The 21514-nt window shown below is 68.4% G+C and carries 19 protein-coding genes; 5 read left to right on the forward strand and 14 right to left on the reverse strand.

Features of this window, described 5'->3' with window-relative positions; all coding sequences use genetic code 11:
• Positions 1 to 251 precede the first annotated feature (251 nt).
• The 3 genes from ACFO60_RS39760 to ACFO60_RS39770 are packed head-to-tail and all read right to left on the reverse strand — an operon-like array spanning position 252 to position 6429.
• Positions 252 to 3401 carry a type I restriction endonuclease subunit R gene (locus ACFO60_RS39760; RefSeq protein ID WP_380852363.1) on the reverse strand — a complete coding sequence of 1050 codons (3150 nt, stop codon included), beginning with the start codon at positions 3399 to 3401 and terminating at the stop codon, positions 252 to 254.
• Positions 3401 to 4687 (reverse strand): restriction endonuclease subunit S, encoded by a 1287-nt coding sequence (locus ACFO60_RS39765; protein WP_380852366.1) that lies wholly within the window; start codon positions 4685 to 4687, stop codon positions 3401 to 3403. Before ACFO60_RS39765 ends, ACFO60_RS39760 begins: the two co-directional genes overlap by 1 nt.
• Complete coding sequence (locus ACFO60_RS39770; protein WP_380852369.1) at positions 4684 to 6429, reverse strand: type I restriction-modification system subunit M; 1746 nt, start codon at positions 6427 to 6429, stop codon at positions 4684 to 4686. The genes ACFO60_RS39765 and ACFO60_RS39770 overlap by 4 nt, the downstream gene beginning before the upstream one ends.
• Positions 6430 to 6827: 398 nt before the next feature.
• On the opposite strand from ACFO60_RS39770, the gene ACFO60_RS39775 reads away from it, so the two are divergent.
• Positions 6828 to 7307: a hypothetical protein gene (locus tag ACFO60_RS39775; protein WP_380852372.1), complete on the forward strand. Its 480-nt coding sequence runs from the start codon at positions 6828 to 6830 to the stop codon at positions 7305 to 7307.
• A gap of 76 nt (positions 7308 to 7383) precedes the next feature.
• Here the strand turns inward: ACFO60_RS39775 and ACFO60_RS39780 are convergent, their stop codons facing one another.
• Positions 7384 to 8271 carry an NAD(P)-dependent oxidoreductase gene (locus ACFO60_RS39780; RefSeq protein ID WP_380852375.1) on the reverse strand — a complete coding sequence of 296 codons (888 nt, stop codon included), beginning with the start codon at positions 8269 to 8271 and terminating at the stop codon, positions 7384 to 7386.
• Between the two features lie 42 nt (positions 8272 to 8313).
• Between ACFO60_RS39780 and ACFO60_RS39785 the strand changes: the two genes are divergently transcribed.
• A complete protein-coding gene (locus tag ACFO60_RS39785; protein WP_380852378.1) occupies positions 8314 to 8673 on the forward strand; it encodes a winged helix-turn-helix transcriptional regulator in 360 nt (119 codons plus the stop codon).
• A gap of 302 nt (positions 8674 to 8975) precedes the next feature.
• Here the strand turns inward: ACFO60_RS39785 and ACFO60_RS39790 are convergent, their stop codons facing one another.
• The 6 genes from ACFO60_RS39790 to ACFO60_RS39815 all read right to left on the reverse strand — a co-directional run bounded on the left by ACFO60_RS39790 (position 8976) and on the right by ACFO60_RS39815 (position 12634).
• Positions 8976 to 9398, reverse strand: coding sequence for a type II toxin-antitoxin system VapC family toxin (locus tag ACFO60_RS39790; RefSeq protein ID WP_380852381.1), 423 nt, complete (start codon positions 9396 to 9398; stop codon positions 8976 to 8978).
• Positions 9395 to 9631: a hypothetical protein gene (locus ACFO60_RS39795; RefSeq protein ID WP_380852384.1), complete on the reverse strand. Its 237-nt coding sequence runs from the start codon at positions 9629 to 9631 to the stop codon at positions 9395 to 9397. The genes ACFO60_RS39790 and ACFO60_RS39795 overlap by 4 nt, the downstream gene beginning before the upstream one ends.
• Positions 9632 to 9694: 63 nt before the next feature.
• Entirely contained in the window at positions 9695 to 10117 is a 423-nt protein-coding gene (locus tag ACFO60_RS39800; protein WP_380852387.1) for a hypothetical protein, read from the reverse strand.
• A gap of 444 nt (positions 10118 to 10561) precedes the next feature.
• Positions 10562 to 11044: an HIT family protein gene (locus tag ACFO60_RS39805; RefSeq protein ID WP_380852390.1), complete on the reverse strand. Its 483-nt coding sequence runs from the start codon at positions 11042 to 11044 to the stop codon at positions 10562 to 10564.
• Positions 11041 to 12198, reverse strand: a complete 1158-nt coding sequence (locus ACFO60_RS39810; RefSeq protein ID WP_380852393.1) for an acyl-CoA dehydrogenase family protein — start codon at positions 12196 to 12198, stop codon at positions 11041 to 11043. The genes ACFO60_RS39805 and ACFO60_RS39810 overlap by 4 nt, the downstream gene beginning before the upstream one ends.
• A gap of 67 nt (positions 12199 to 12265) precedes the next feature.
• On the reverse strand, positions 12266 to 12634 hold the full coding sequence (locus ACFO60_RS39815) for a DUF5335 family protein (RefSeq protein WP_380852396.1): 369 nt from the start codon (positions 12632 to 12634) through the stop codon (positions 12266 to 12268).
• A 199-nt stretch (positions 12635 to 12833) separates the two neighbouring features.
• On the opposite strand from ACFO60_RS39815, the gene ACFO60_RS39820 reads away from it, so the two are divergent.
• Complete coding sequence (locus ACFO60_RS39820; protein ID WP_380852399.1) at positions 12834 to 14048, forward strand: MalY/PatB family protein; 1215 nt, start codon at positions 12834 to 12836, stop codon at positions 14046 to 14048.
• A 54-nt stretch (positions 14049 to 14102) separates the two neighbouring features.
• On the opposite strand, the gene ACFO60_RS39825 is transcribed toward ACFO60_RS39820, so the two are convergent.
• The 4 genes from ACFO60_RS39825 to ACFO60_RS39840 all read right to left on the reverse strand — a co-directional run bounded on the left by ACFO60_RS39825 (position 14103) and on the right by ACFO60_RS39840 (position 18770).
• On the reverse strand, positions 14103 to 14360 hold the full coding sequence (locus tag ACFO60_RS39825) for a hypothetical protein (protein WP_380852402.1): 258 nt from the start codon (positions 14358 to 14360) through the stop codon (positions 14103 to 14105).
• Entirely contained in the window at positions 14357 to 14656 is a 300-nt protein-coding gene (locus ACFO60_RS39830; protein ID WP_380852405.1) for a DUF6247 family protein, read from the reverse strand. Before ACFO60_RS39830 ends, ACFO60_RS39825 begins: the two co-directional genes overlap by 4 nt.
• A 162-nt stretch (positions 14657 to 14818) precedes the next feature.
• On the reverse strand, positions 14819 to 15757 hold the full coding sequence (locus ACFO60_RS39835) for a diacylglycerol/lipid kinase family protein (protein ID WP_380852407.1): 939 nt from the start codon (positions 15755 to 15757) through the stop codon (positions 14819 to 14821).
• Between the two features lie 238 nt (positions 15758 to 15995).
• Positions 15996 to 18770, reverse strand: a complete 2775-nt coding sequence (locus ACFO60_RS39840; RefSeq protein ID WP_380852410.1) for an immune inhibitor A domain-containing protein — start codon at positions 18768 to 18770, stop codon at positions 15996 to 15998.
• Between the two features lie 371 nt (positions 18771 to 19141).
• Between ACFO60_RS39840 and ACFO60_RS39845 the strand changes: the two genes are divergently transcribed.
• Both ACFO60_RS39845 and ACFO60_RS39850 read left to right on the forward strand, forming a co-directional pair.
• Positions 19142 to 20494, forward strand: a complete 1353-nt coding sequence (locus tag ACFO60_RS39845; protein ID WP_380852413.1) for an FAD-binding oxidoreductase — start codon at positions 19142 to 19144, stop codon at positions 20492 to 20494.
• Positions 20495 to 20575: 81 nt separating this feature from the next.
• Positions 20576 to 21514: serine/threonine-protein kinase (locus tag ACFO60_RS39850; RefSeq protein WP_380852416.1), on the forward strand; the 939-nt coding region annotated here is incomplete at its 3' end.

Here is a 21514-nt window from a genome sequence, read left to right on the forward strand (position 1 = left end):
ACCACGACCGTCGGTGGCGGGTAGCAACGGCTCGATCCGCTGCCAGGCCTTATCGGTCAGCTCACCACGTCTCACCACGAGGGATCATCTAACCCCAACCACCGTGATCATTTATCAGACATGCTCTGAGGCAGCCGGGTTGGCCGCAGCCGCTCGTGGCCGATGCGCACCCGGGTGCCGTCGGCGACCCGGCGCAGCAGATCGACGGTCGGAATGCCGCCTGGCCGACCTCACCAATCCAGTCGCATACCTCAAGCCCCTGAGTGAAGCTGATCTGCCTCGTTGTCGATCGCGGCCTCGTAGAAGGCGTCGGCGAGTGCCACGATGATCCCTTTGATCGCAAGCCCGTCGGTGAAGAAGTAGTCGGCCATGGTGTTGTGCGCCTGCTGGTTGTCGGCGACGGCCTCGGTGACGGCGGACTGGAAGTCCTGCGACTCCATGAACTGCTTCTTCGAGTTCACTCGGGTCTGCTGGACCAGGTCCGGGTCGGTGAGCAGTCGCTGCACGAGCCCCTGCACGAACTCCCGAATCTGGGACTCGGCGAACGACTCGGCGCCGAAGAGGTCGTTCATCTTGTCGATGACGACCTGGAGCGCGACGTACTTCGGCTCCTTCTTGGCACCGGTGCCTGCTGCGCTGATCCCCTTCAGCTCGCCGTCTCCAGTCAGCGAGATGTCGACCGCGATCGCCTTGTCGTGCTTCACACCGACCAGGACCACGTCCGAAAGGTCGACGTCGGCGCTCCACGACGACTCGGCGATGACCTTCTCCAGAAGCCGGAGGAAGATCGAGAGCATCTCCATGTACGGGTCGCCGTAGTCGATGATCTGGCTCATGAAGTCATAGAGCCGCACGTAGGTGGAGACGTCCTTGCGGAAGAGATCGAGGGTATTGAGCGTGACCTTGTCCTCGGCCTCGATCGCTGCCGCGTAGCGACGCCGGAAGTCATGCTGGGCCGGGCTGATCGCGGCCGAGAGCGCGTTGTTGCCCTTGCGGGCGACCCACAGCGCGGCGACCTGGCGGACCTGCTCCTCGGTGTAGATCCCCGTATGGGCGAGCTTGTTCGCAAGGTGTACAACGACGTACGGGTCGGTCTCGGTCTCCAGGGCGGCGTTGGTGAAGTACGGCTCGAAGGCGGCCCTGATGTCGTCGGGCTTGTTGACGAAGTCGATGACGAACGTCTTGGCCTTCTGCTCCCCGCCGGCGGTGCGGTGGGTTCGGTTGAGCCGGGAGAGCGTCTGAACGGCGGTGACGCCGGAGAGCTTCTTGTCGACGTACATCGCCGATAGCAGCGGCTGGTCGAAGCCGGTCTGGAATTTGTTGGCGACCAGCATGATCCTGTACGTCTCGCCCTTGAACGCCGCGGCCAGGTCCGCGCCCGCGCCGGGGTTCATCTTGGCCTCGGTGAACTCGTCGTCCTTCGACGGCGTCGAGCCCCAGTCCTGGCTCCACTCGTCCTTCTCGGTCATCGACACCGACCCGGAGAACGCGACTAAAGTTCGATAGTTGTACGACGCGTCCTCGGCGGCCCGCTTGGCGATGTAGGCGTCGATCGCCTTCTTGTACTTCACCGCGGCCTTGCGCGAGTCGGTGACGATCATCGCCTTGGCCTTGCCTTCCAGCAGGTGGGCGACGTTGACGTGGAAGTGCTCGACGATGATCTGCACCTTCTGGCCGATGTTGGTCGGGTGGAGCTGCACCCACCGCATCAACCCCTTGCGCGCAGCCGACTCCTCTACCTCGCCACCGTCGCCGCTCTCTGCCCTTCCTGCGATCTTCAACGCGGTGTCGTAGGACTGGTAGCCCTTGAGCACGTCGAGGATGTAGCCCTCTTCGATCGCCTGCTTCATCGAGTACAGGTGAAACTCGTGCGGCTTGCCGTCCGACCCCTTGCGGCCGAACAGCTCCAGGGTCTTGTTCTTCGGCGTCGCGGTGAAGGCGAAATAGGAGATGTTCTCCGACTCGGCTCGCTCGGTCATCTCCGAGGCCAGGATCACCTCGACGTCGACCGAGCCGCCTTCCTCGATCTCCTTGATCTCCTCGGCGGTCAGGACCTGCTTCAGCTTCGAGGAGATCTGCCCCGACTGCGAGGAGTGCGCCTCGTCCGCGATGACGGCGAACCGCTTGCCCTTCAGGCTGGAGTCGGTCCGGATCTCATCGTGTGCGTGCGGGAAGGTCTGCACCGTCACCGCGATGATCAACTCGCCGTTCTTCAGCGCCTGTGCCAGCAGGCCGGACTTCGACTTCGCACCGGCTTTGCGCACGTCCTCGGGGCTGATCGTCGCGACGATCTTCCCGCTGCCGTCGATCTGCCGCATCGCGTCCTGAAGCTGGCCGTCGAGCACCGTGCGGTCGACGACCACGATGACCGAGTCGAAGACCTTCACATCATCGACGTGGAGCCGTGCGAGACGGTGCGCCGTCCAGGCGATCGTGTTCGTCTTCCCCGACCCCGCCGAGTGCTCGATCAGGTAACGCCGGCCGACACCCTCCTCGGCCACGGCGGCCACGATCTTCGTGACCGCCTCCCACTGGTGGAACCGGGGGAACAGCATGCTCGTACGGCGCACCGACGTGCCGGTCGCGACGTCCCACTCCTCCTTGGTCTCCACGATCATCAGCCGACCGATGATGTTGAGCCACGCATGCTTCTCCCAGACCCGCTCCCACAGGTACACCGTCGCCGACCGCCCGTCCGCACCAGGGGGATTCCCGGCACCGTCGTCGAGGCCGGTGTCGAACGGCAGGAATTGCGTCTCCTTGCCCTCCAGCCGGGTCGTCATCGCGGCGAGGTCGTTGGAGACCGCGAAGTGGACCAGCGCCCGATGCCCGAACGACAGCAGCGGCTCCGGCCGACCGTTCGTCAGCGGGTTGCGCTCCTTCTTGTACTGCTGGACCGCCTCGTCCAGCGACTGCGTGAAGTCGGTCTTCAGCTCCACCGTCGCGACCGGGAGCCCGTTGACGAAGAACACCAGGTCGATGCTGCGCTGGTCGGCGGTCGAGAAGTGCACCTGCCGCATCACCCGGACCCGCATCGCCGCGTAGTCGGCGTTCGTCGTCGCGTTCAGCGTCGTCTCGGGCCGGAACTGCGCCATCTTTAATCGGCCGCCGCCGATGTACTGCACTCCGGTACGCAGGATGTTCAGCATCCCGCCGCCGTGCTCCAGCGGCTTGTCCAGCGCCGTGGCCAGCACGTCGAGGAACTTCGCCTGCGACCCTGCCGCCTTCAACGCCTTCTCGTACGCCGGCTTCTGGGTCGCCTCCAGCCACGCGAACAGATCCTCAGGAAACAGCGCCCGCTCCCGGTCATAGCCGGTGTCGTTCGCCGAATAGAACCAGCCATGGGCCGCGAGATACTCACAGATCTCGGTCTCGAAGACGACCTCGTTGTGGTCGGCCATCACGCCGCCTCTCGTACGTCGATCTGGCCCGTGACAGCGGCCGTGACCAGCGCGGAGCGGCGCTCACGGGCAAGCTCGATGAAGCGCTCGGTCTCGGCGATGAGCTGATCAATTTTGGCGGTCTCACTGTCCAAGTGCGCGATGATCTGGCGCTGCTCATCCACAGGGGGCAGCGGCATTGGGAGGTTCACGATGTCGGACTGGCTGATATTGAGCATCGAGTGGCTCGCGCCGGTCGCCTCCAACTCGATCAGATCGCGCCATCTGCGGCTTCCGAGCACTGCCGCTACGAACCGCGAATCGGCTCGGCTCTCGTCGAGCGAGAAGGCGTAGAGCTTGTCGCAGAGCATGAGCCGCGGGAAGTCGCCCTCGACCACTGCCGCGCTGCCGACCAGTTCACGGGTGTTGGCGCGCGACACGATGAGGTCACCTCGAGTTACGACGATGTCCGGGCGCGGAATCTCGTCCTCCGGCAACTCCTTGTTCTCCATCGGACGGAAACGACCGCCGTTCGCTGCTCCAGCCTTGAGAACGGCCCAAGTCTCGACACCATCGGCTGACCACGAGTAGCACTGTGGGCTCCAGCCCTGCCGAACTGATCGAATGATGTGCTTCAGTCGAGGCCCGCTGGTGCCGACGATGGCCACCGCCTCCTCAACCGCCGCCCGGCGACGTTCGCAGAGCATCTCGATCAGGCGCTGCTGCTCATCGATGAGCGTGTCGATGCGGGCGGTCTCGCGGTCGAGGTAGTCAGCGATGGCGCGCTGCTTGTCCAGCGGCGGGAGCGGGATGGGGGTCTGCGCCAAGGTACCCAGATTCAAGCGACGGAACGTCGCTCCCATGATCTGGTAGCCCCAGTACTCAGCAGTCTGGGAGGACAGCAGCGCCCAAACGAGGAACCGCGTGTCGATCACTTCCGGCCGTAGCGCGACACGGACCGTGTCTTGCGTCAGGTTCGCTCCCGCCAAGTCGTCCGAAACGACAGCGACCTTCCCATAGGCGGGACCGATCGACACAACGACGTCGCCACCTACCAGAACTGACCGCCGGTAATTCGCCGCGATTTCAGGTGCTGTCGTTCGCAGCGCGTCCAGTTCCGGTGAGGCGCCCTCACCGGTGATATCCGACGGTCCAATGTAAGCAACACCGCCATCAACTAGCTCTCCAGCCTGAAGGATGCCATAGGTCATCGGACGTTCGTGCTGGACCAGCCAGTGAAGCCGAGTCATTTCGTGGCCGCCCCGCGGTACACCCCAGTCGACGTGCTCGGTGTATCGCTCGGTCATCCCTCGACCTCCCGCAGCAGGTCGAGGATCTTGGCGACCTGTTTCTCCAGGTCGGCGTCGATCTCGGCGAGGGGGCGAGGCGGGACGTACTTGTAGAACTGGCGGGTGAAGGGGATCTCGTAGCCCATCTTGACCTTCGCCCAGTCGATCCAGGCGTCGGGTACGTGCGGTTTCACCTCGGTATCGAAGTACGCCTGGATGACCTCGACCTTGCCTGCAGGTCCGGCCGTCGAGCCGCCGTAGGTGAAGGGCACGTTCTCAGTGTCGCGCTTCTTCGAGTCGGGTTTCGGGTTGCCGTTGCGGTCGACGAGGGGCTTGCCATCCTCGTCCAGCAAGGGGCGCTCAACGGTGATGGTCCAGTAGCCGAACTCGTCGGTGCGCAGCACCTTCGAGAAGTCGGGATCCGCGTCGGTGAAGTCGGCGTACAACCGGAGGACCTGGGCGCGGTCGGTATCGCTGAGCTCACGGTTCTTGTTGCCGAGGTTCTTGCGCATCTTCGTCCAGAACGACGTGCCGTCGATGAGCTGGACCAGGCCCTTGCGGTCGGGGTGCTTGGTGTTGTCGAGGATCCAGATGTAGGTGGCGATGCCGGTGTTAAAGAACATGTTGGTCGGCAGCGCGACGATCGCATCGACCAGGTCGTTCTCCAGCAGCCACTTGCGGATGTTGGACGGGCCGGACTCCGCGCCCCCGTTGAAGAGGGGCGAGCCGTTCATGACGATCCCGGCCCGGCCGCCACCGTCTTCTGGGGCGCGCATCTTGTGCGCCAGGTGCAGCAGGAACAGCATCTGGCCGTCCGAGGTGGCGGGCAGGCCCGGCGCGAAGCGGCCGTACGGACCGGCCTCGTCACGTTCTTTGGTGACGGCCTTGGCGTACTGCTTCCAGTCGACGCCGTACGGCGGGTTGGACATGCAGAAGTCGAACTGGCGACCCTTGAAGGCATCGTTGGTGAGCGTGTTGCCGAAGGCGATGTTGGACGCGTCGTGGCCTTTGGCGAGCAGGTCGGACTTGCAGATTGCGTACGACTGCGGGTTGTACTCCTGGCCGTACAGGCTCAGCCGGGCGTCCGGGTTCTGTGCGAGCAGGTGTTCCTCCGCCAGAGCAAGCATTCCGCCGGTGCCGGCGGTGGGGTCGTAGAGCGCGCGGACGATGCCCGACTTGGTCAGGTCGGCGTCCTTCTCGGCGAAGAGCAGGTCGACCAGCAGCCGGATCGCATCCCGCGGCGTGTAGTGGTCACCGGAGGTCTCGTTCGCGGCCTCGTTGAACTTGCGGATGATGTACTCGAACGCGTCCCCCATGTCGGCGTTGGACACGGCATCGGGGTGCAGTTCGACGGCGCCGAAGGACTTCACGATCTCGCGCAGGAGACCGGCCTTCTCCAAGGCGATGATCTCCTTCCTGAAGTCGAAGTATTCGAACACATCGACATCGGCGGAGAATCGGTCGATGTAGTCGACGAGGTTGTCCTCGAGCCCGTCCGCGTCCTGCAGCAGGTTGGCGAAGCTGTACTTCGAGGTGTTGTAGAACGGCCGGCCGGTCGCCTTCTTGACCTCCATCCGAAGCCGGGTCGGGTTCGCGTATGCCGCAGCCAGGTCTCGGACGGTCTCGCGGTCCGGCTCCAGGATGCAATCGAGGCGCCGAAGGATCGTGAACGGGAGGATCACGTTCCCGTACTGGTTGGGGCGGTAGGGTCCCCGAAGCTGGTCGGCGATCGACCAGATGAAACTACCGAGCGTACTCACAAGGCTCCTAAACGGGATTCCGTCAACGTTCATGGCTGCGCCGGCCCACCGGGGTAGTCGCGCCCCCGCAACTCACGTCCGCCGCCGGGGCGTCATGCAGCCATCTTCGCGCACCTCAGCCTCCTGCGTACGCGGGAAATCAGGCGGGAACTCAGACCCGCCGCACCATAGCGGAGGGAACCGACACAAAGCGGGAACAGCGAGAGGTCCGGCAGCCTCGGCGAACTCCGCCCCGCACAGGCCGCACGGGATCGGACCACCGCGCCCGCCGGACCAGTCGTGGGTCTCCGGGGCGTGCACACGGGGCCGGAGGCCATCGGGAGGAGCTCGGAAATACAGCCCGAGCGAAGCGAGGCCCATTTCGGCGGAGCTAGGCTGACCGCGGTTGCCCTGCGACGGTGGAGGAAACGCTGATGACCGCCGACTCGACGCTGACCCGGATCGGCCAAGCGGTGGACCTGCATCACGGCCAAGGTCAGCGGGACGCCGCTCGCGACCTGTTCGCGCAGATCTGGGACGACATCGGCGGCGAACAAGGCGAGCCGCTGCATGTTTGCGTCCTTGCCCACTCGATGGCCGATGTGCAGGACGACGTGCATCAGGAACTGCTGTGGGATCTACGGGCCCTCGCCGCCGCTGATCGGGTCACCGATGACCATGTGGCGCAGGCCGGCGTGACGCTCCCGGTGGCCGGCTTGTATCCGTCGTTGCACCTGAACCTGAGTGAGTGCTACCGCAAGCTGGGCGACCTCGACCGCGCCCGTGAGCACCTCCAGCAGGCCAGAGCCGGGATGGGCGCGCTCGGCGACGACGAGTACGGGCGGCTCATCAAGGGCGGCCTGGAGCGGCTGTCCGAGCAGTTGGGTGAGGCCCGCTGACCGCCCCGCCCCCTGCGCGCGTGCCGGAGGCCGGGCGAAGCCCGGAAGGAAACAGCCCGAGCAGAGCGAGGCCCATTCAGCGGGGGTTCATGATCTCGGTGATCCGGAGGAACCCATCGGTGCCGTGGCCACGTCCGATGGCGCGGCGCGCCAAGCCTTCAGCCGCACGCATCACGCTCGCGTCGATGCCGTGGGACTCGGCGGTGTGGACGATATGGGCCATGGACGACACCGCCGAGGTGATCGGGTTGTCCTCCCCGGAGAATAGCCCGCTGTCCACATCGTCCGCGCCCATCTCGAAGAGCGGCGGCAGGATCACACCGATGCCCTTGGCGAACGGTGCCAGCTCCCGTGCACTGACCCCCTCGGCTCTGGCCACCGCCAGCGCGTGCGCGTAACCGGCCATCGCGGTCCAGAAGATGTCGAGCAAGGCGATGTCGTACGCAGCGGCTCGGCCGATGTCCTCACCGAGGTGGGTGTGTGTGCCGCCCAGGACGTCCAGCACTGGCCGATGCTCCCGGTATAGCTCCTCAGGGCCGCTGTGGAGGAAGACCCCGGCCGGTGTTCCGATGGTCGAGGTCGGCGTCATGATCGCACCGTCCAGGTATCTGATGCCGTGTTCGGCCGCCCAGGCCGCGGTGTCCCGCGCCCGGTCCGGGGTGTCGGCGGTCAGGTTCACGATCGTGCGCCCTTTGAGCGCGTCGGTGACCGCACCCCGCCGCAGAATGGTGTCCACCGCGTCGTAGTTCACCACGCAGACCACGGTCAAATCGCTCGCACCTACCGCCTCCTCGGGCGATGGAGCGCCGACCGCACCCCGCTCGGCCAACTCCCGCTCCTTGCCCGGCGTCCGGTTCCAGACCGTGGTCCGCATGCCGGCATCCAGGAAGGCGCCGGCCAGGGCCCGGCCCATCGGCCCCAGGCCGAGCACGGTGACGGCAGACTGTTCAGTGTGCGAGGTCATGCCTCAAACTCCTCGACAATTGGTGAACGGTGATGAACGGGGATGACGATGACGCGCAGCCGTGCCCAGGACCCGAACGTGTGCGGAGTCACCGCTGCGATCGCCGTGATCGACGGCAAATGGAAGACGATCTTGCTCTGGCTCCTGGAATCCGGTCCGCACCGCCCCGGCGAGCTACGCCGGCGGCTGCCGGGACTCACCGAGAAGGTGCTGACTCAGACGCTGCGGGAGATGGAGGCCGACGGACTGGTCCACCGAGAGGTCCACGACGTACGGCCGCTGAAGACCGTGTACTCGCTGACCTCGTTCGGCCGAGAACTCTCCGAAGCGCTGGCACCGCTTTCCGATTGGGGCCATCGCCGCCTGGAAAAGCTGGCCGAGTCGTCCCAAGCGGTTTCCTGAAACCCGGCCGACCTCCCCGTCTCATCTGAATGTGCGGGCCCTTCGGCCCGCACGACCAAGCTTCAGGCCGCCCTGACCCGGTCGACAAGTACCCACAAAAAAGTGGCTACCGCAGGTAGCACGAGGTACCGGTATCACAACGGCTCCGCGAAAGCCAGGAGCGAGTCACCTGGCCGGCCGGAACCAGACGTCACGACCTGTACCACTGCGCTCCTGGTGGAGCGACGGGACGCCTGAGGGGCGAGGAACATGCAGGGCCACGCGAGCCCAAGCGCTTGATCGTGGTGCCGTACCGCATGGGTCTACCTGGGAAGCAGGGTGAACGCAGGGGTATGGACAGGACGAACCACCGAGAAGTGGCGGACATCGATGGTTGCCACTTCGGTGACCCGTATCCGCTCCGCCACGGCGACTACCGAGGCGTCGGCGGCGCCCAGGGGGAGGTCGTGATACCGCTCGACGAGGACCGCAATCCTTGAGAGGTCGGACTCGGTGAGATCGACGATCCGAAACCAACCGGACTCAAGCAGCCGAAGGAACGCTGCCTCTGCCTTGGGCCCGCCAAGCTTGCCAAGCATGTAGCAACTCTCACCGGCGACGAAGCTGGGGACGAGCAGCGGCCGCTTGGCGTTGCGGAGTCGCATGAACTCCTGGACGCAACGCTCGTGGTTCTTGTCGTCCTTGAAGGTCGCGGCCACGATAGGGCCGGTGTCGACAACGATCACGCTTCGTGACCGTAGCCCTCGGCGAGGATTTCTTCCACCTGTTCGGAGGCGTCGCTCCGGCCCGCTTGGAATGCGCCGAAGAGTGTGGGTACACCGTCAGGGCCGAGTTCCGGCTCTTCGGTGCGCGAGTGGACCAACTGGAGGAGTCGCACACGCTCTTCACGCACCTGATCCGGCCTGAGCTGGTCGATCAGCCGGTGAAGATCTTCGTACTCTTCCTGCGGTGCCGTCATGCTGTCGAGTCTACGACGCGGGCTGGACGACAGGCGGTTGGTAGCGACCATCCACTCTGAGCCTTACCAGCCGACAGTTGCAGTGCGCCACAGCCGCTGGTCATAGCGATTGCCGCTGCCGAGCAGGCCGACCCAGAACCCGAACGGCAGTTCGTTGACGAGCTCGTCCGCTGTGGTGGGGATCGCCTGCCGGCGCAGCTGGCCTCGCGCTTCGGTGATCCTCTGCCGGGCGGCGAAGTGCAGATCCGCCGCAGGGGCCTCCCACCAGTCGGCGCGCTCGAACAGCAGGCGCATCTGCTGGTCAATGACGCTGCGCAGGGCGAGTTCCAGGTGCTGCAGCGGCCCATACAGCCCGCTGGCGATCTCGGTGTTCCAGCAGAACAGCCGCAACGCCGCCGTGGTGTCGCCGCCGCATGCCGCAGCGTACTCGCTGATACGTGCCTGCGACAGTACCCTGCGTAGCCGCAGGGCCTCAGCGTGATCCACCTGGGTCCGCCTTTCTGGATGCGCGTGTGCTACCGTCGCGTGCATAAGCCCCGGATCTGCCTCTGCATCGCACGCAGCCGGGGCACAGCCATTTCTGTGGTCCCGATCTCACCACGCCGGACCGCAGCACTACGGCATAGGCGAGGGTGATGTGTCGGCGGTGCCGGCGGCGTGGTGAGTGGCGGCCTTCCAGAAGGTGGCGGGCCTTTGGGCGTCATCCCGAGCCGACCGGTATAACACTGTGCATTCGGGATGGGGAACAGCCGGGAGATGGTCGCTCGCGGACACACTCGCCAGAGCATCGACTCAGCGGAGGCCCAGAGCGACGAAGTACGACTGGCAACGACCGACGCCAAGTGCGATGCGGCGCTCGGCCGGGCGGAGCCCGGAGGGACAGCCCGAGCGGAGCGAGGCCCATTTCAGGCGGAGCAGGGCTCAGCGGGGTTACCTGTGGTCATGGGTCGCCTCGAGGGCTTCGCGGAGGCGGGTGGCGTAGGTGGCGGCTTCGATGGCGTCTTCGTATTTGACTCTGGGCCAGAAGAAGCCGCGCAGGCCGTCCTTCTTGTGGCGGGGGACGACGTGGGTGTGCAGGTGGGGGACGCTCTGGCTGATGCGGTTGTTCATCGCCACGAAGCTTCCTGCGGCGCCGAGGCCCTTCTCGACGGCCAGGGAGACCGCCTGGACCCGGGCGAAGTACGGCCCGAGGGCCTCCCCCGGCAGGTCGGCGAGGGTCTCGACGTGGTCGCGAGGGATGACGAGCACGTGGCCCTTGAACACCGGGCGGGCGTCGAGGAAGGCGACGGCGACCTCGTCGGCGAGCACCAGGTGGGCGGGCAGTTCCCCCTTGGCGATGCGGCAGAACAGGCAGTCCCCGGCGGGCGGCGGGGCGGCGGCCCCGGCGGTCTGCGGGGCGGCGGGGGGCGTCACCAGCCGACCTTCGCGGCGCCGGACAGCAGCGAGCGGGCGATGACCATGCGCTGGACGTCGTTGGTGCCCTCGCCGATGGCCATGAGCGGGGCGTCGCGGTAGAGGCGCTCGACGACGAACTCCTGGGAGTAGCCGTAGCCGCCGTGGATGCGCATGGACTCCATGGTGGCACGCAGGGCGACCTCGGAGGCGAAGTACTTGGCCATCGCCGCCTCGGCGTTGACCGCGCCGGCCTGGGAGCGGGTGGCCGCCCAGTAGGTGAGCAGCCGGGCCGCCTGGATGTCGGTGGCCATGTCGGCGATCTTGAGCTGGATGGCCTGGAAGTCGCCGATCGGCTGCCCGAACGCCTGCCGCTCGCGGGAGTAGGTGAGCGCCGCCTCGTAGGCGCACTGGGCGACCCCGACCGCGCGGGCGGCGATGTTGACGCGGCCGAGCTCCAGCGCCGACAGCACCTGCTGCATGCCCCGCCCCTCGGCGCCGCCGAGCAGGGCCGAGGCGGGCACCCTGACCCCGTCGAAGACGACCTCGCACGTCTCGGTGCCCTTGTAGCCGAGCTTGGGCAGGTCGCGGCTGACGGTGAAACCGCGGTCGGCCTCGATGAGCAGCACCGACATGCCCTTGTGCGGCGGGTCGGCGTCGGAGGTCTTGACCAGGACGGGCAGCGGGTCGGCGTGCCGGGCGTTGGTGATCCACGTCTTGGTGCCGTGGACGACGTACTCGTCGCCGTCGCGGACGGCGCGGGTCTGGATGCCCTGCAGGTCGGTGCCCGCGCCTGGCTCGGTGAGGGCGATGCCGGTGCGGCGCGCGCCGGTCGCGAGGTCGGGCAGGTAGGCCGCCCGCTGCTCCTCGGTGCCGTACCGGGCGATCATCCAGGCCGACAGTGTGTGGGAGCCGAGGACGCCGGCCACGCCCATCCACCCCCGGGCGATCTCTTCGAAGACCAGGGCGAAGGAGACGCGGTCGAGGTCGAGGCCGCCGTACTCCTCGGGGATGGTGACGCCGAACAGGCCTAGCCGCCGGAACCCCTCGATGATCTCTTCGGGGTGGCGTCCCTCTCGCTCCCATTCGGCGGCGACGGGGATGATCTCCTTGTCCACGAAATCGCGCAGGGTCCGCCGGAACATGCGCTGATCGTCGTTCAGCTCGAAGTCCATGCAGGCGTCCGATCTTGATGGGGGCCGTTCCCGGCCATTCCAGCACGCCGGCGCCCGCGAGCGAAGCTCAGGCGGGTGTCTGTGTGGACAACCGCGGCCGGTGGAGGGTCACGATCGTCTGTCCTCCTTCGGCGTCGACGACGTCGAAGGCGCGCACCGTCCCCTGCTGCACGGTGTCCGCCATGATCTTCCTCGGGTGGGGGACGGCGTGCCGGGTCACCGGTTCGCCGCCGGGCCCTCCCAGACCCACCGCGAATTGGTCGTCCTTGGGGTCGTACTCCAGGTAGGCCAGCGGCGACCGCTCGGCCTCGACCTGGTCGCCGAACTCTCCGCTGACCACTTCGACGGTGACCTCCACGCCCTCGTAGTCGCGGGTCATCGCGTCGAAGAACTCCCGCCACTCACCACGTGGCAGATCCGGTCGTCGCTGCTCCATGACGTGGCCCCCTTCCCTGGACAAGGCCGTCAACGTCGTCACCATGGTCGGCGACCGCGGAGGCGGGCACATCACCTGATCGGACAGAAGATGGCCGGCCTCCGCACCACATGGGTACGAATCATGTGCTATCACCTCAATGACGGATGACATCGGCAAGTTTGGGAGGAGCCTGACGCTCTCTCCCGAAAGGACGACCTTGAGCGGCAGCGACACCGGCCACGGCCCCGGCGGGCCCCTTTCCGCGTACAGCCTCGACGAACTGCGCGGGCGTCACAGCGCCAAGTGGCGCGAGTACCCGCCGGAGGTGCTGCCGGTGTGGGTGGCGGAGATGGACACCCCGCTCGCCGAGCCGATCGCCGCCGCGCTGGCCGCGGCGATCGCACGGGGCGACACCGGGTACGCCGTGGCGTGCGGCCTGCCCGAGGCGTTCGCGGGGTTCGCCGCCCGCCGTTTCGGCTGGCACACCGACCCGGCGGCGATGCGCCTGGTGCCGGACGTGATGGCGGGCATCCTGGAGGTGCTGCACCTGGTCACCGAGCCGGGTGACCGGGTGGTGGTCAACACCCCCGCCTACCCGCCGTACTTCTACTGGCTGCCGCGCATCGGGCGGCAGGTCGTCCAGAGCCCGCTCGCGCTGGGCCCGGACGGCTACCGCCTGGACCTTTCGGCCCTGGAGCGCGACTTCGCCGCCGGGGCCGCCGCGTTCCTGCTGTGCAACCCGCACAACCCCACCGGGCTGGTGCTCACCGAGGAGGACCTGCTCGCCGTCGCCGCCCTCGCCGACCGGTACGGGGTGCGGGTGGTGTCGGACGAGATCCACGCCCCGCTGGTCTACGCGGGCGCGCGGCATGTGCCGTTCCCGTCGCTGGACGCCCCGGCCGCGGCCCGGTCGATCGCGATCGTGTCGGCCTCCAAGGCGTGGAACCTCGCCGGGCTGAAGGCGGCTCTGGCCGTGCCGGGCCCGGAGGCCCGCCGCGACCTGGCCCGCATCGACGCGGAGGTCAGCGAGAGCTCCGGCATGTTCGGCGTGATCGCCTCCGAGGCCGCCTTCACCGCGGGCGAACCGTGGCTGGAGGCGCTGATGGCCGGGCTCGCCGCCAACCGCGCGCTGCTCGGCGACCTGCTCGCCGAACGGCTGCCGGGGGCGGGGTACCAGCCGCCGCAGGCGACCTACCTGGCGTGGCTGGACCTGCGCGCGCTCGGGCTCGGCGACGACCCGGCCGAGTGGTTCCTGCGCCGCGGCGCGGTGGCGCTGTACTCGGGGCTGAAGTTCGGCGCGCCGGGGCGGGGCTTCGCGCGGTTCAACTTCGGCACCTCCGCCGAGCTGGTCGCCGACGCGGTCGGCCGGATGGCGGCCTCGCTGGACGGCCGCTCGCACACCGCCCGCACCGGCGCCCTGGACGCCCTCTGAGCCCCACGAGACCGCCGGCAGCTCGCGCGAATCGCGGCGAGAGCGAGTATCGAGTCAGCCCGCCCAAAGGATGTCGACGATGCGCAGTGACCGTGTCTCGTCATCGAGGATGAAGGTCAGCATCCCCTGGCTGTCGTCTCCGAAGAAAGCGTGCCTCACCGCTGACTGGCCAGGACGCTCCGCGACCGCGTCCCACGGATCCTGGAGAAGTTCGAGGAGACGCTCGAGCAACGGGCCGTCGCGAACCTCCTTGGGAAGGCCGTTCAGTTCGTACAGGGCGCGGCCGTGGAAGCCGTCGAACTTGTGGCTCACACGCGGCCTTCCCACTCCGGTGGTGCGTAGCGGGTGAACATCTCCGTACGACCTTGGAGAGCGTCCTCGACGGCCTCCTCGTAGCCGGGGCGGGCGTAGGCGATCGCACGCAGGCGCCACTGGCGCAGCAGCGTCTGCACCTGCTTGAAACGGACCAGGTCGTGCGCGGCGTCCAGCGCCTCGTCGTATTCCGACCGGAACTGGGCGCGATGCGACGGCGGAAGCGCCTCGAAGATCGCGGCAGGGTCCTCCCCGGGATCACGGGGCGCGACGGGTTCCAGAGGCTGAGCGGTCATACCGACTAATCTATCCGCCCGAGACCGTCACGGCCGGTGTCCGCCCTACGGCGCGACGGATCCCCCTCCACTTCGCCGGCGCGGGCCCTCGTCACGCGGCCTTCATCCAACGATGTCGTCGCCCAAGCCCTCCGCCTTTGGCGTGAGGCGGCCGGAGGACGGTCAGGTGTCGATGAAGCCAGGGGGGACCATGACGCGGAGGCCGTTGGGGATGGCCTTGATGGTGAGGGGGGTGCGCAGCCGCACCTCGCCGTCCACGTCGGCGGCCATCGGCGGCTCGGTCTCCAGCAGCATCTCGGTGCCGGTGACGAACGGGCCGCCCGCCAGGCTGCGCCAGCGGCCGCCCGCCGCGCGCACCAGCGTCTCGGCGAGCAGCCGCAGCCGCTTGCCCGAGCCGAGCTGGTAGGCCACCAGGCGGCGGTTGTCGATGCTGATGTCGCGGGCGATCTGCCAGCCGCCGTGGTAGCGCCCGTTGGCGATGTTGAGCTGGTGGGTCAGCAGCTCGTGGCGGCGGCCGTCCACGGTGATGTACGCCCGGAACGGCTCGTGCTTCGGCAGGACGGTGAGCGCGGTGAGCGGGTAGGCCGCGCGGCCCAGGGCCCGCTTGAGCCACGGCTTGACGGTGCCCGCCACCTCGACCGACACCCCGAAGCTCGCCAGGTTGGCGAACGGCTGGTCGCCCGCCATGCCGAGGTCGATGTCGGCGACCTTGCCGCGGCTGAACACCTTGACCGCCATGGCGAGGTCGAGCGGCAGGCCGAGGCTGCGGGCGAAGTTGTTGGTGGTGCCCAGCGGGAGCACGCCGAGGGCCACGTCCCGGTGGGCGACGTGCTTGACCGCCGCGCTGAGGGTGCCGTCGCCGCCGCCGACCACGAGCAGGTCGGGCTGGAGGTCCAGGGCCTCCTGGAGGATCTGCGGCAGGCGGGAGGGGTCCATGACGGCGAAGGTGCGCAGCGGCCGGAACCCGTCGGCCTGCATCAGCCGCAGCGCCTCGAAGTAGCGGTGGCGGCCCCGGCGGGACCGCGTGTTGACCACCAGCACCACCCGGCGCAGGTCGCGGATCGCCTTCGTGTGTTCCGCCTTGGTCCGCAGCTCGCTCACCGATCACCCGTCCCGTAGATGCCGATCACCCGTCCCGTGGATTTCCGTCCGGGACATGTTATGCGGGCGGGGAAAACACGCGGGACGGGCGCGGCCAGGCCGCTCCCGTCCCGTGAGGGCGTTCCCGCCGGTCGGGCGGACCGCTCCCGGTCCGCCCGGGCGGACCCCCTCGCCGGCGTTTCCACCGGCGAGGGGGCCGCGACCCGGCCGTCGCGCCGCTCGCTTGTACCGCTTTCTGCTACTTCTTCGGCGCCGTGAACTGGGCGATGACTCCCAGGTTGGCCGGCAGCGGGGTGATCAGCTTGATCTGGGCGCCGAGCTGCTTGCCCTCGTCGCCGGGGTTGCCGGAGCCGAGGGTGAAGCCGTTGACGTTCTCGCCGTACACCTCGGTCGCGGGCGTGCCGTCGGGGTTGACGACGCGCAGCGAGTACTGCTGGTTGCCCTTGGACGGGACGACCACCGATCCGTCACGGAAGCGGAAGTACAGGCCGTCCGCGCCGCGGTACTCAAGGCCCGGGTACCAGGTCTTGGCGTCGGTGAACGCCTTGACCGGGGACTGCGGCCCGAACTGGGTGCAGACCTGGACGAACGGCTGCTTCTCCAGGCACTCCTTGAAGGAGTACGTCTTGTTGAAGCCGAACGCCGCGTTGGAGGCCTGCGGGCGGGAGGGGATGTTCTTCAGGGCGCTGGTGTCGACCGCGGCGGCCTCCCCGGTGCGGCGCAGCGGGTCGAAGTGCGAGTCGACCAGCAGGAGCTGGCCCTTCGCGCCGGCCGACGGCAGCGACCAGATGTTGGACGCCGCGTTGTTGTAGCCGAGCGAGGTGTCGCGCAGCCAGACCAGCATGCCCGGAGCGTTGTAGGGGACCTTCTCGACCTTCCAGGCGCCGTCACGGTTCCAGGTGGTGTCGTAGGTGTAGCTCAGGCCCTTGTCGAAGCCGTCGAGGTTGCGCCACTCGGCCAGGTAGTACTGAGCGCTCTTGAGCGCCCCGGAGTGCTGGGTCCAGCCGGTGCCGGTGGTGTCGACGAAGGTGCCGACGGTGGCGGTCCAGCCGTTGGCGCCCTGCTCGACGTCGTCGCTCCAGACGGTGGAGCTGCCACTGGTGACCGACAGGTCGTCGACGAACCAGCCGCGCTCGTTGGCCGCCGCGTCCGTGGCGTAGCGCAGGCGCAGCTTGACGTTCTGCCCGGCGAACGGCGCGAGGTCGGCGTAGTAGTGCTGCCAGCCGTCGGACTCGCCGGTCAGGCCGTACTTCTTGTTGCCGTAGTCCTTCAGGCGGCTGTTGGGGTCGGCGTAGCCGTCGTCGGTGGAGACGAGCGAGCCGTCCTCACCGTAGATCTTCTGCTCGGACCAGGTGGTGCCGCCGTCGGTCGAGACCTCGACGAAGCCGTAGTCCCAGTCCTGCTCGATGGTGTAGTCGTTCCAGAACCGGAACTTGGTGTCGGATCCCGCCGGGACCGCGATGTCGCGGGTGATCCGGACGTCGGCCCAGTCCTGGTCGTTGCCCGACCACCACACCTTGGCGCCGCTGTGCGGGGTGGTGAGGGTGACGTCCTTGTCGGGCAGGTTGATGCGGACGCCGTCCTCGGTGAGCTTCGGCGTGCGCGAGGCCTGGCCGACCGTCACCAGCTTGGTGCCGTCACCGGGGTTGAGGACCTTCGGGTTCGCCCAGCCCAGCACCCACTTGTCCCACAGACCCATGTGGGTCGGCATCGACTGGAAGATCGGGCCGGAGTGGGAACCGGTGGACATCAGGTCCCAGAACTCCACGTCGCTGTCGCCGGCGCCGGTGGCGTCGTACAGGTCCGGGAGGCCGAGGTCGTGGCCGTACTCGTGGGCGAACACGCCGACGCCGGAGTCCTCCGGCTGCACGATGTAGTTCGAGATCTTGATGCCGGTGCCGGGGATGGTGTAGCCGCCGGGGATCGCGCTGGAGTGGGCCCAGATCGCGTAGGTGCCCTGCGCGCCGCCGCCACCGGACTTGTCCTCACCCGCGTGCACCAGCACCAGGTGGTCGATAACGCCGTCCGGCTCGGCGTAGTTGCCGTCGCCGTCGGCGTCGGAGGTGTCTTCCTTGTCGTAGTCGGCCCACGGGAAGTTCGGGTTCTGCTGGGCCAGGATGTTGACGGCGTCGACGCCCATCTGGGCGGTGCCGCGCGGGTTGTCCGGGTGGCCGGAGCTGTCCTGGATGGCCGCGCCGCAGTGGCCGGCGCCGTACCAGGCCTCGGAGTGCGGGACCTTGATCCAGCCGAGGGCCTCACCGGTGACGGTGTAGGCGCCCTTGGACATCTCCTCGTACATGTTCTTCATGGTGTGGCCGGAGATGTCGATGCCCGGCTTGCCGTCGCGAGGGTCCTTCAGGTCCGTGCGGACCCGCTTGGTGATGCCCTTGCTGGTGTAGAGCATGTTGTTGTAGTGGGCGTTGTTGAAGTCCGGCACCCACATGGAGTTGTTGTCCTTGCCGCCGCCTGCCGCGGTGGCGGGGTTCGGGATGTTGTTGTGCAGCGGCCCGTTGAGCTTGGTGCCGGCCGGGTCGGTGACGCACACGTCCGGCTCGTCGGTGCTCTTGGGGTGCTGGAAGCCCGAGAAGTCGTCGTTCGCGTTCTCGTTGAACTCGACCAGAAGGGTGAGGAGCTTGGCCTGCTGGGTGACCTTGGCCTTCTTGTACAGGAACTCGAAGGGGTTCTTGCCCGTGCGGACGGCCGTGCGCTCGCGCTTGGTGAGTTCGCGCGCGGCGACCGGGTTGCCCAGGGAGAACTTGTGGTCGATCTCCTCGGCGGTGGGAGCGTGGCCGCGCCGCTTGGCCGCCCCGGTGTCCACCTTCTCATCCGCCTTCGAGGCGCTCTCGCTCTGGACCCTCGGGGGCGCATAGTTGATGTAATAGTCGCTCGCGCTGGGCTGGTACCTGGCGGCCGTGGAATCACCCGGTGCCGCGGCACCCGTGACCGCGAGGCCCGCCGCCGCCAGTCCGAGGACCGGAAGCACTGCGACGAGACGCCTGACTCTGCGTGACAACGAGGTTTCCTCCTCCGCCCGGGGTGTCCGGGCGACGTCAAGGCGCGCCGTGTATGGACACGCCAACGGTGGAGATCTGGGAGCCTTTAACCATGGAACGCCCCAGATTCGGCAAAGCGGACGTTAGACGAAAAGGTAAAGGCGTAGTAAAGCCGACAGCGGATGTTGTGAAATCGTCATCCCGGCGAGTCCGATCCGATTGCGGTTTCCGAGGGTTCCGCCCCTGTCCCGTCGCGGTTTCCGGACATCCGGCGCTCCGGGCCACCCCAGGTGCACACCGGTTCATCTCTTTCACCACGGGTCTGTACGACCTGTGCGATTAATTACGGTCCCGCTCGGCGCACGCGGCCGGAGAACGTACAGTCACAGTCGTGGTTGACTCCCTCATCGACGCCCTGCCCCCCGGCAGGGTCCTGACCGATCCGGACGTGGCCGCCTCCTACGCCCGCGACCAGACGTTCCTGACCCCGGGCAGGCCGCTGTGCGTCGTGGCGGCGCAGACCCGCGACGACGTGGTGGCCACCATGCGCTGGGCGAGCGAGCACCGCGTCCCGGTGGTGCCCCGGGGTGCGGGCACCGGGCTCGCGGGCGGGGCCACCGCGATCGAGGGCTGCGTGATGCTCTCGCTGGCCCGCATGACCGCCATCCGCGAGCTGTCCCCGGCCGACGAGATCGCCGTCGTCGAACCCGGCGTCATCAACGCCGACCTCGACCGGGCCGCCCGGGCGCACGGCCTGATGTACGCCCCCGACCCCTCGTCGTACGAGATCTCCACCATCGGCGGCAACCTCGCCACCAACGCCGGCGGGCTGCGCTGCGTGAGGTACGGCGTCACCCGCGACTCCACCCTCGGGCTGGAGGTCGTCCTGGCCGACGGCAGGGTCCTCGCAACCGGCCGCCGCACGATCAAGGGCGTCACCGGGTACGACCTCACCGGTCTCTTCGTCGGCTCCGAGGGCACGCTCGGCGTCATCACCGCCGCGACCCTGCGGCTGCGCCGCGCGCCCTCCGTGCCGCCGGTCACCATCGCCGCCGAGTTCCCCTCGCCGCGCGCCGCCGGGGACGCCGTCGCCGCGATCGTCGCCGCCGGGTGCCAGCCTCTGCTGCTGGAGCTGATGGACCGCGGCACCCTGGAGGCGATCGACGCCTGGAAGAACATCGGCCTCGAGCCCGGCGTGCGGGCCATGCTGATCGCCCAGGCCGACGGGAGCCTGCCCGGCGAGGCCGCCGAGATGGAACGGCTCTGCGAGGCGGCCGGCGCGGGCTTCGTCGCGGTGTCCTCGACGCCGGAGGAGGCCGAGGAGCTGATCGGCCTGCGCCGGCTGGCCTACAGCGCCAAAGAACGGCTGGGCGCCTGCCTGGTGGAGGACGTCTGCGTCCCCCGCTCGGCGCTCCCCGAGATGATCACCCTCATCGAGGCGGCCGCCGTCCGCCACGACGCGCGCATCTGCACGGTCGCGCACGCGGGCGACGGCAACCTGCACCCGGTCTTCATCTTCGACCACGGCCTGCACGAGCCGCCGCCGAACGTCTGGGCCGCGGCCGACGAGGTCTTCCGCGCGGCCCTGGACCTGGGCGGCACGCTGACCGGCGAGCACGGCGTCGGCCTGCTCAAGCGCCGCTGGCTCGGCCTCGAGAGCGGGCCTGTGGTGACCGAGGTCCAGCAGGGCATCAAGGCCGTGTTCGACCCCCTGGGCATCCTCAACCCCGGCAAAGCCATCTGACCGAGCCCTTCACCTGAAGTCCCACTGGTACCGTTCATCACGCGAAGTGCTGACATATCGCTTTTTCATCGGGGGTCTGGGGTGGCACAGGGGCTCACGGACGAGGACCCGCGCCGGCTCGGCGCCTTCGAGATCGTCGGCCGGCTGGGGGAAGGCGGGCAGGGCGTCGTCTACCTCGGCCGCACCGCCGCGGGAGAGTCCGTGGCGATCAAGCTGCTCCACGCCCGGCTGTCGGGGGACGCCGAGGCGCGCTCGCGCTTCCTGCGCGAGGTGTCGGTGGCGCAGCGGGTGGCGCGGTTCTGCACCGCGTCGGTCCTGCACGCCGATCTGGCCGGCAACCAGCCCTACATCGTCAGCGAGTACGTCACCGGCCCGTCGCTGCGCCAGCTCGTCGACCGGGAGGGGCCGCGCCGGGGCGCCGCGCTGGACCGCCTGGCCGTCTCCACCGCCACCGCGCTCGCCGCCATCCACCGGGCCGGCGTCCTGCACCGCGACTTCAAGCCCGCCAACGTGCTGATGGGCCCCGAGGGGCCGGTCGTCATCGACTTCGGCATCGCCCGGGCCCTGGACACCCCCGGCGCCACCATGACAGGGGACACCCTGGGCACGCCGTCCTACCTGGCCCCCGAGCAACTGGCGGGCGCGGTGGCCGGCCCGGCCGTCGACGTGTTCGCGTGGGGCGTGACGATCGTCTTCGCCGCCACCGGCCGCCCGGCCTTCGGGGCCGACTCCATCCCGGCCGTGATCAACCGCATCCTCAACGAGGACCCGGACCTGACCGCCCTGGACGGCGATCTGCGCCCGCTGGTCGCCGCCTGCCTGGACAAGGACCCTGCGCGGCGTCCCTCGGCCGAGGACCTGGTCGCCCGCCTCATGGGCCGCCCCGCCGCCGTCACCGGCGCCGTCCCCCCCACCGGGCCGGCCCCCGCCGGGCACGCGCCGGGGGCCGGCGGCGCGCCCGTCCCGCCGCCCGGCCAGGCCGCCCCCGGCGCGCATCCCGCGACCGGCCCCGGACACCCC

The sequence above is a fragment of the Sphaerisporangium dianthi genome (assembly GCF_042654065.1).
Lineage (GTDB): Bacteria > Actinomycetota > Actinomycetes > Streptosporangiales > Streptosporangiaceae > Sphaerisporangium > Sphaerisporangium dianthi.

Coding starts and splice junctions, on each gene's coding strand:
- ACFO60_RS39830 (WP_380852405.1), bottom strand. CDS start 14,656: ATGACCGCTCAGCCTCTGGAACCCGTCGCGCCCCGTGATCCCGGGGAG.
- ACFO60_RS39815 (WP_380852396.1), bottom strand. CDS start 12,634: ATGGAGCAGCGACGACCGGATCTGCCACGTGGTGAGTGGCGGGAGTTC.
- ACFO60_RS39760 (WP_380852363.1), bottom strand. CDS start 3,401: ATGGCCGACCACAACGAGGTCGTCTTCGAGACCGAGATCTGTGAGTAT.
- ACFO60_RS39785 (WP_380852378.1), top strand. CDS start 8,314: ATGACGATGACGCGCAGCCGTGCCCAGGACCCGAACGTGTGCGGAGTC.
- ACFO60_RS39795 (WP_380852384.1), bottom strand. CDS start 9,631: ATGACGGCACCGCAGGAAGAGTACGAAGATCTTCACCGGCTGATCGAC.
- ACFO60_RS39810 (WP_380852393.1), bottom strand. CDS start 12,198: ATGGACTTCGAGCTGAACGACGATCAGCGCATGTTCCGGCGGACCCTG.
- ACFO60_RS39780 (WP_380852375.1), bottom strand. CDS start 8,271: ATGACCTCGCACACTGAACAGTCTGCCGTCACCGTGCTCGGCCTGGGG.
- ACFO60_RS39765 (WP_380852366.1), bottom strand. CDS start 4,687: ATGACCGAGCGATACACCGAGCACGTCGACTGGGGTGTACCGCGGGGC.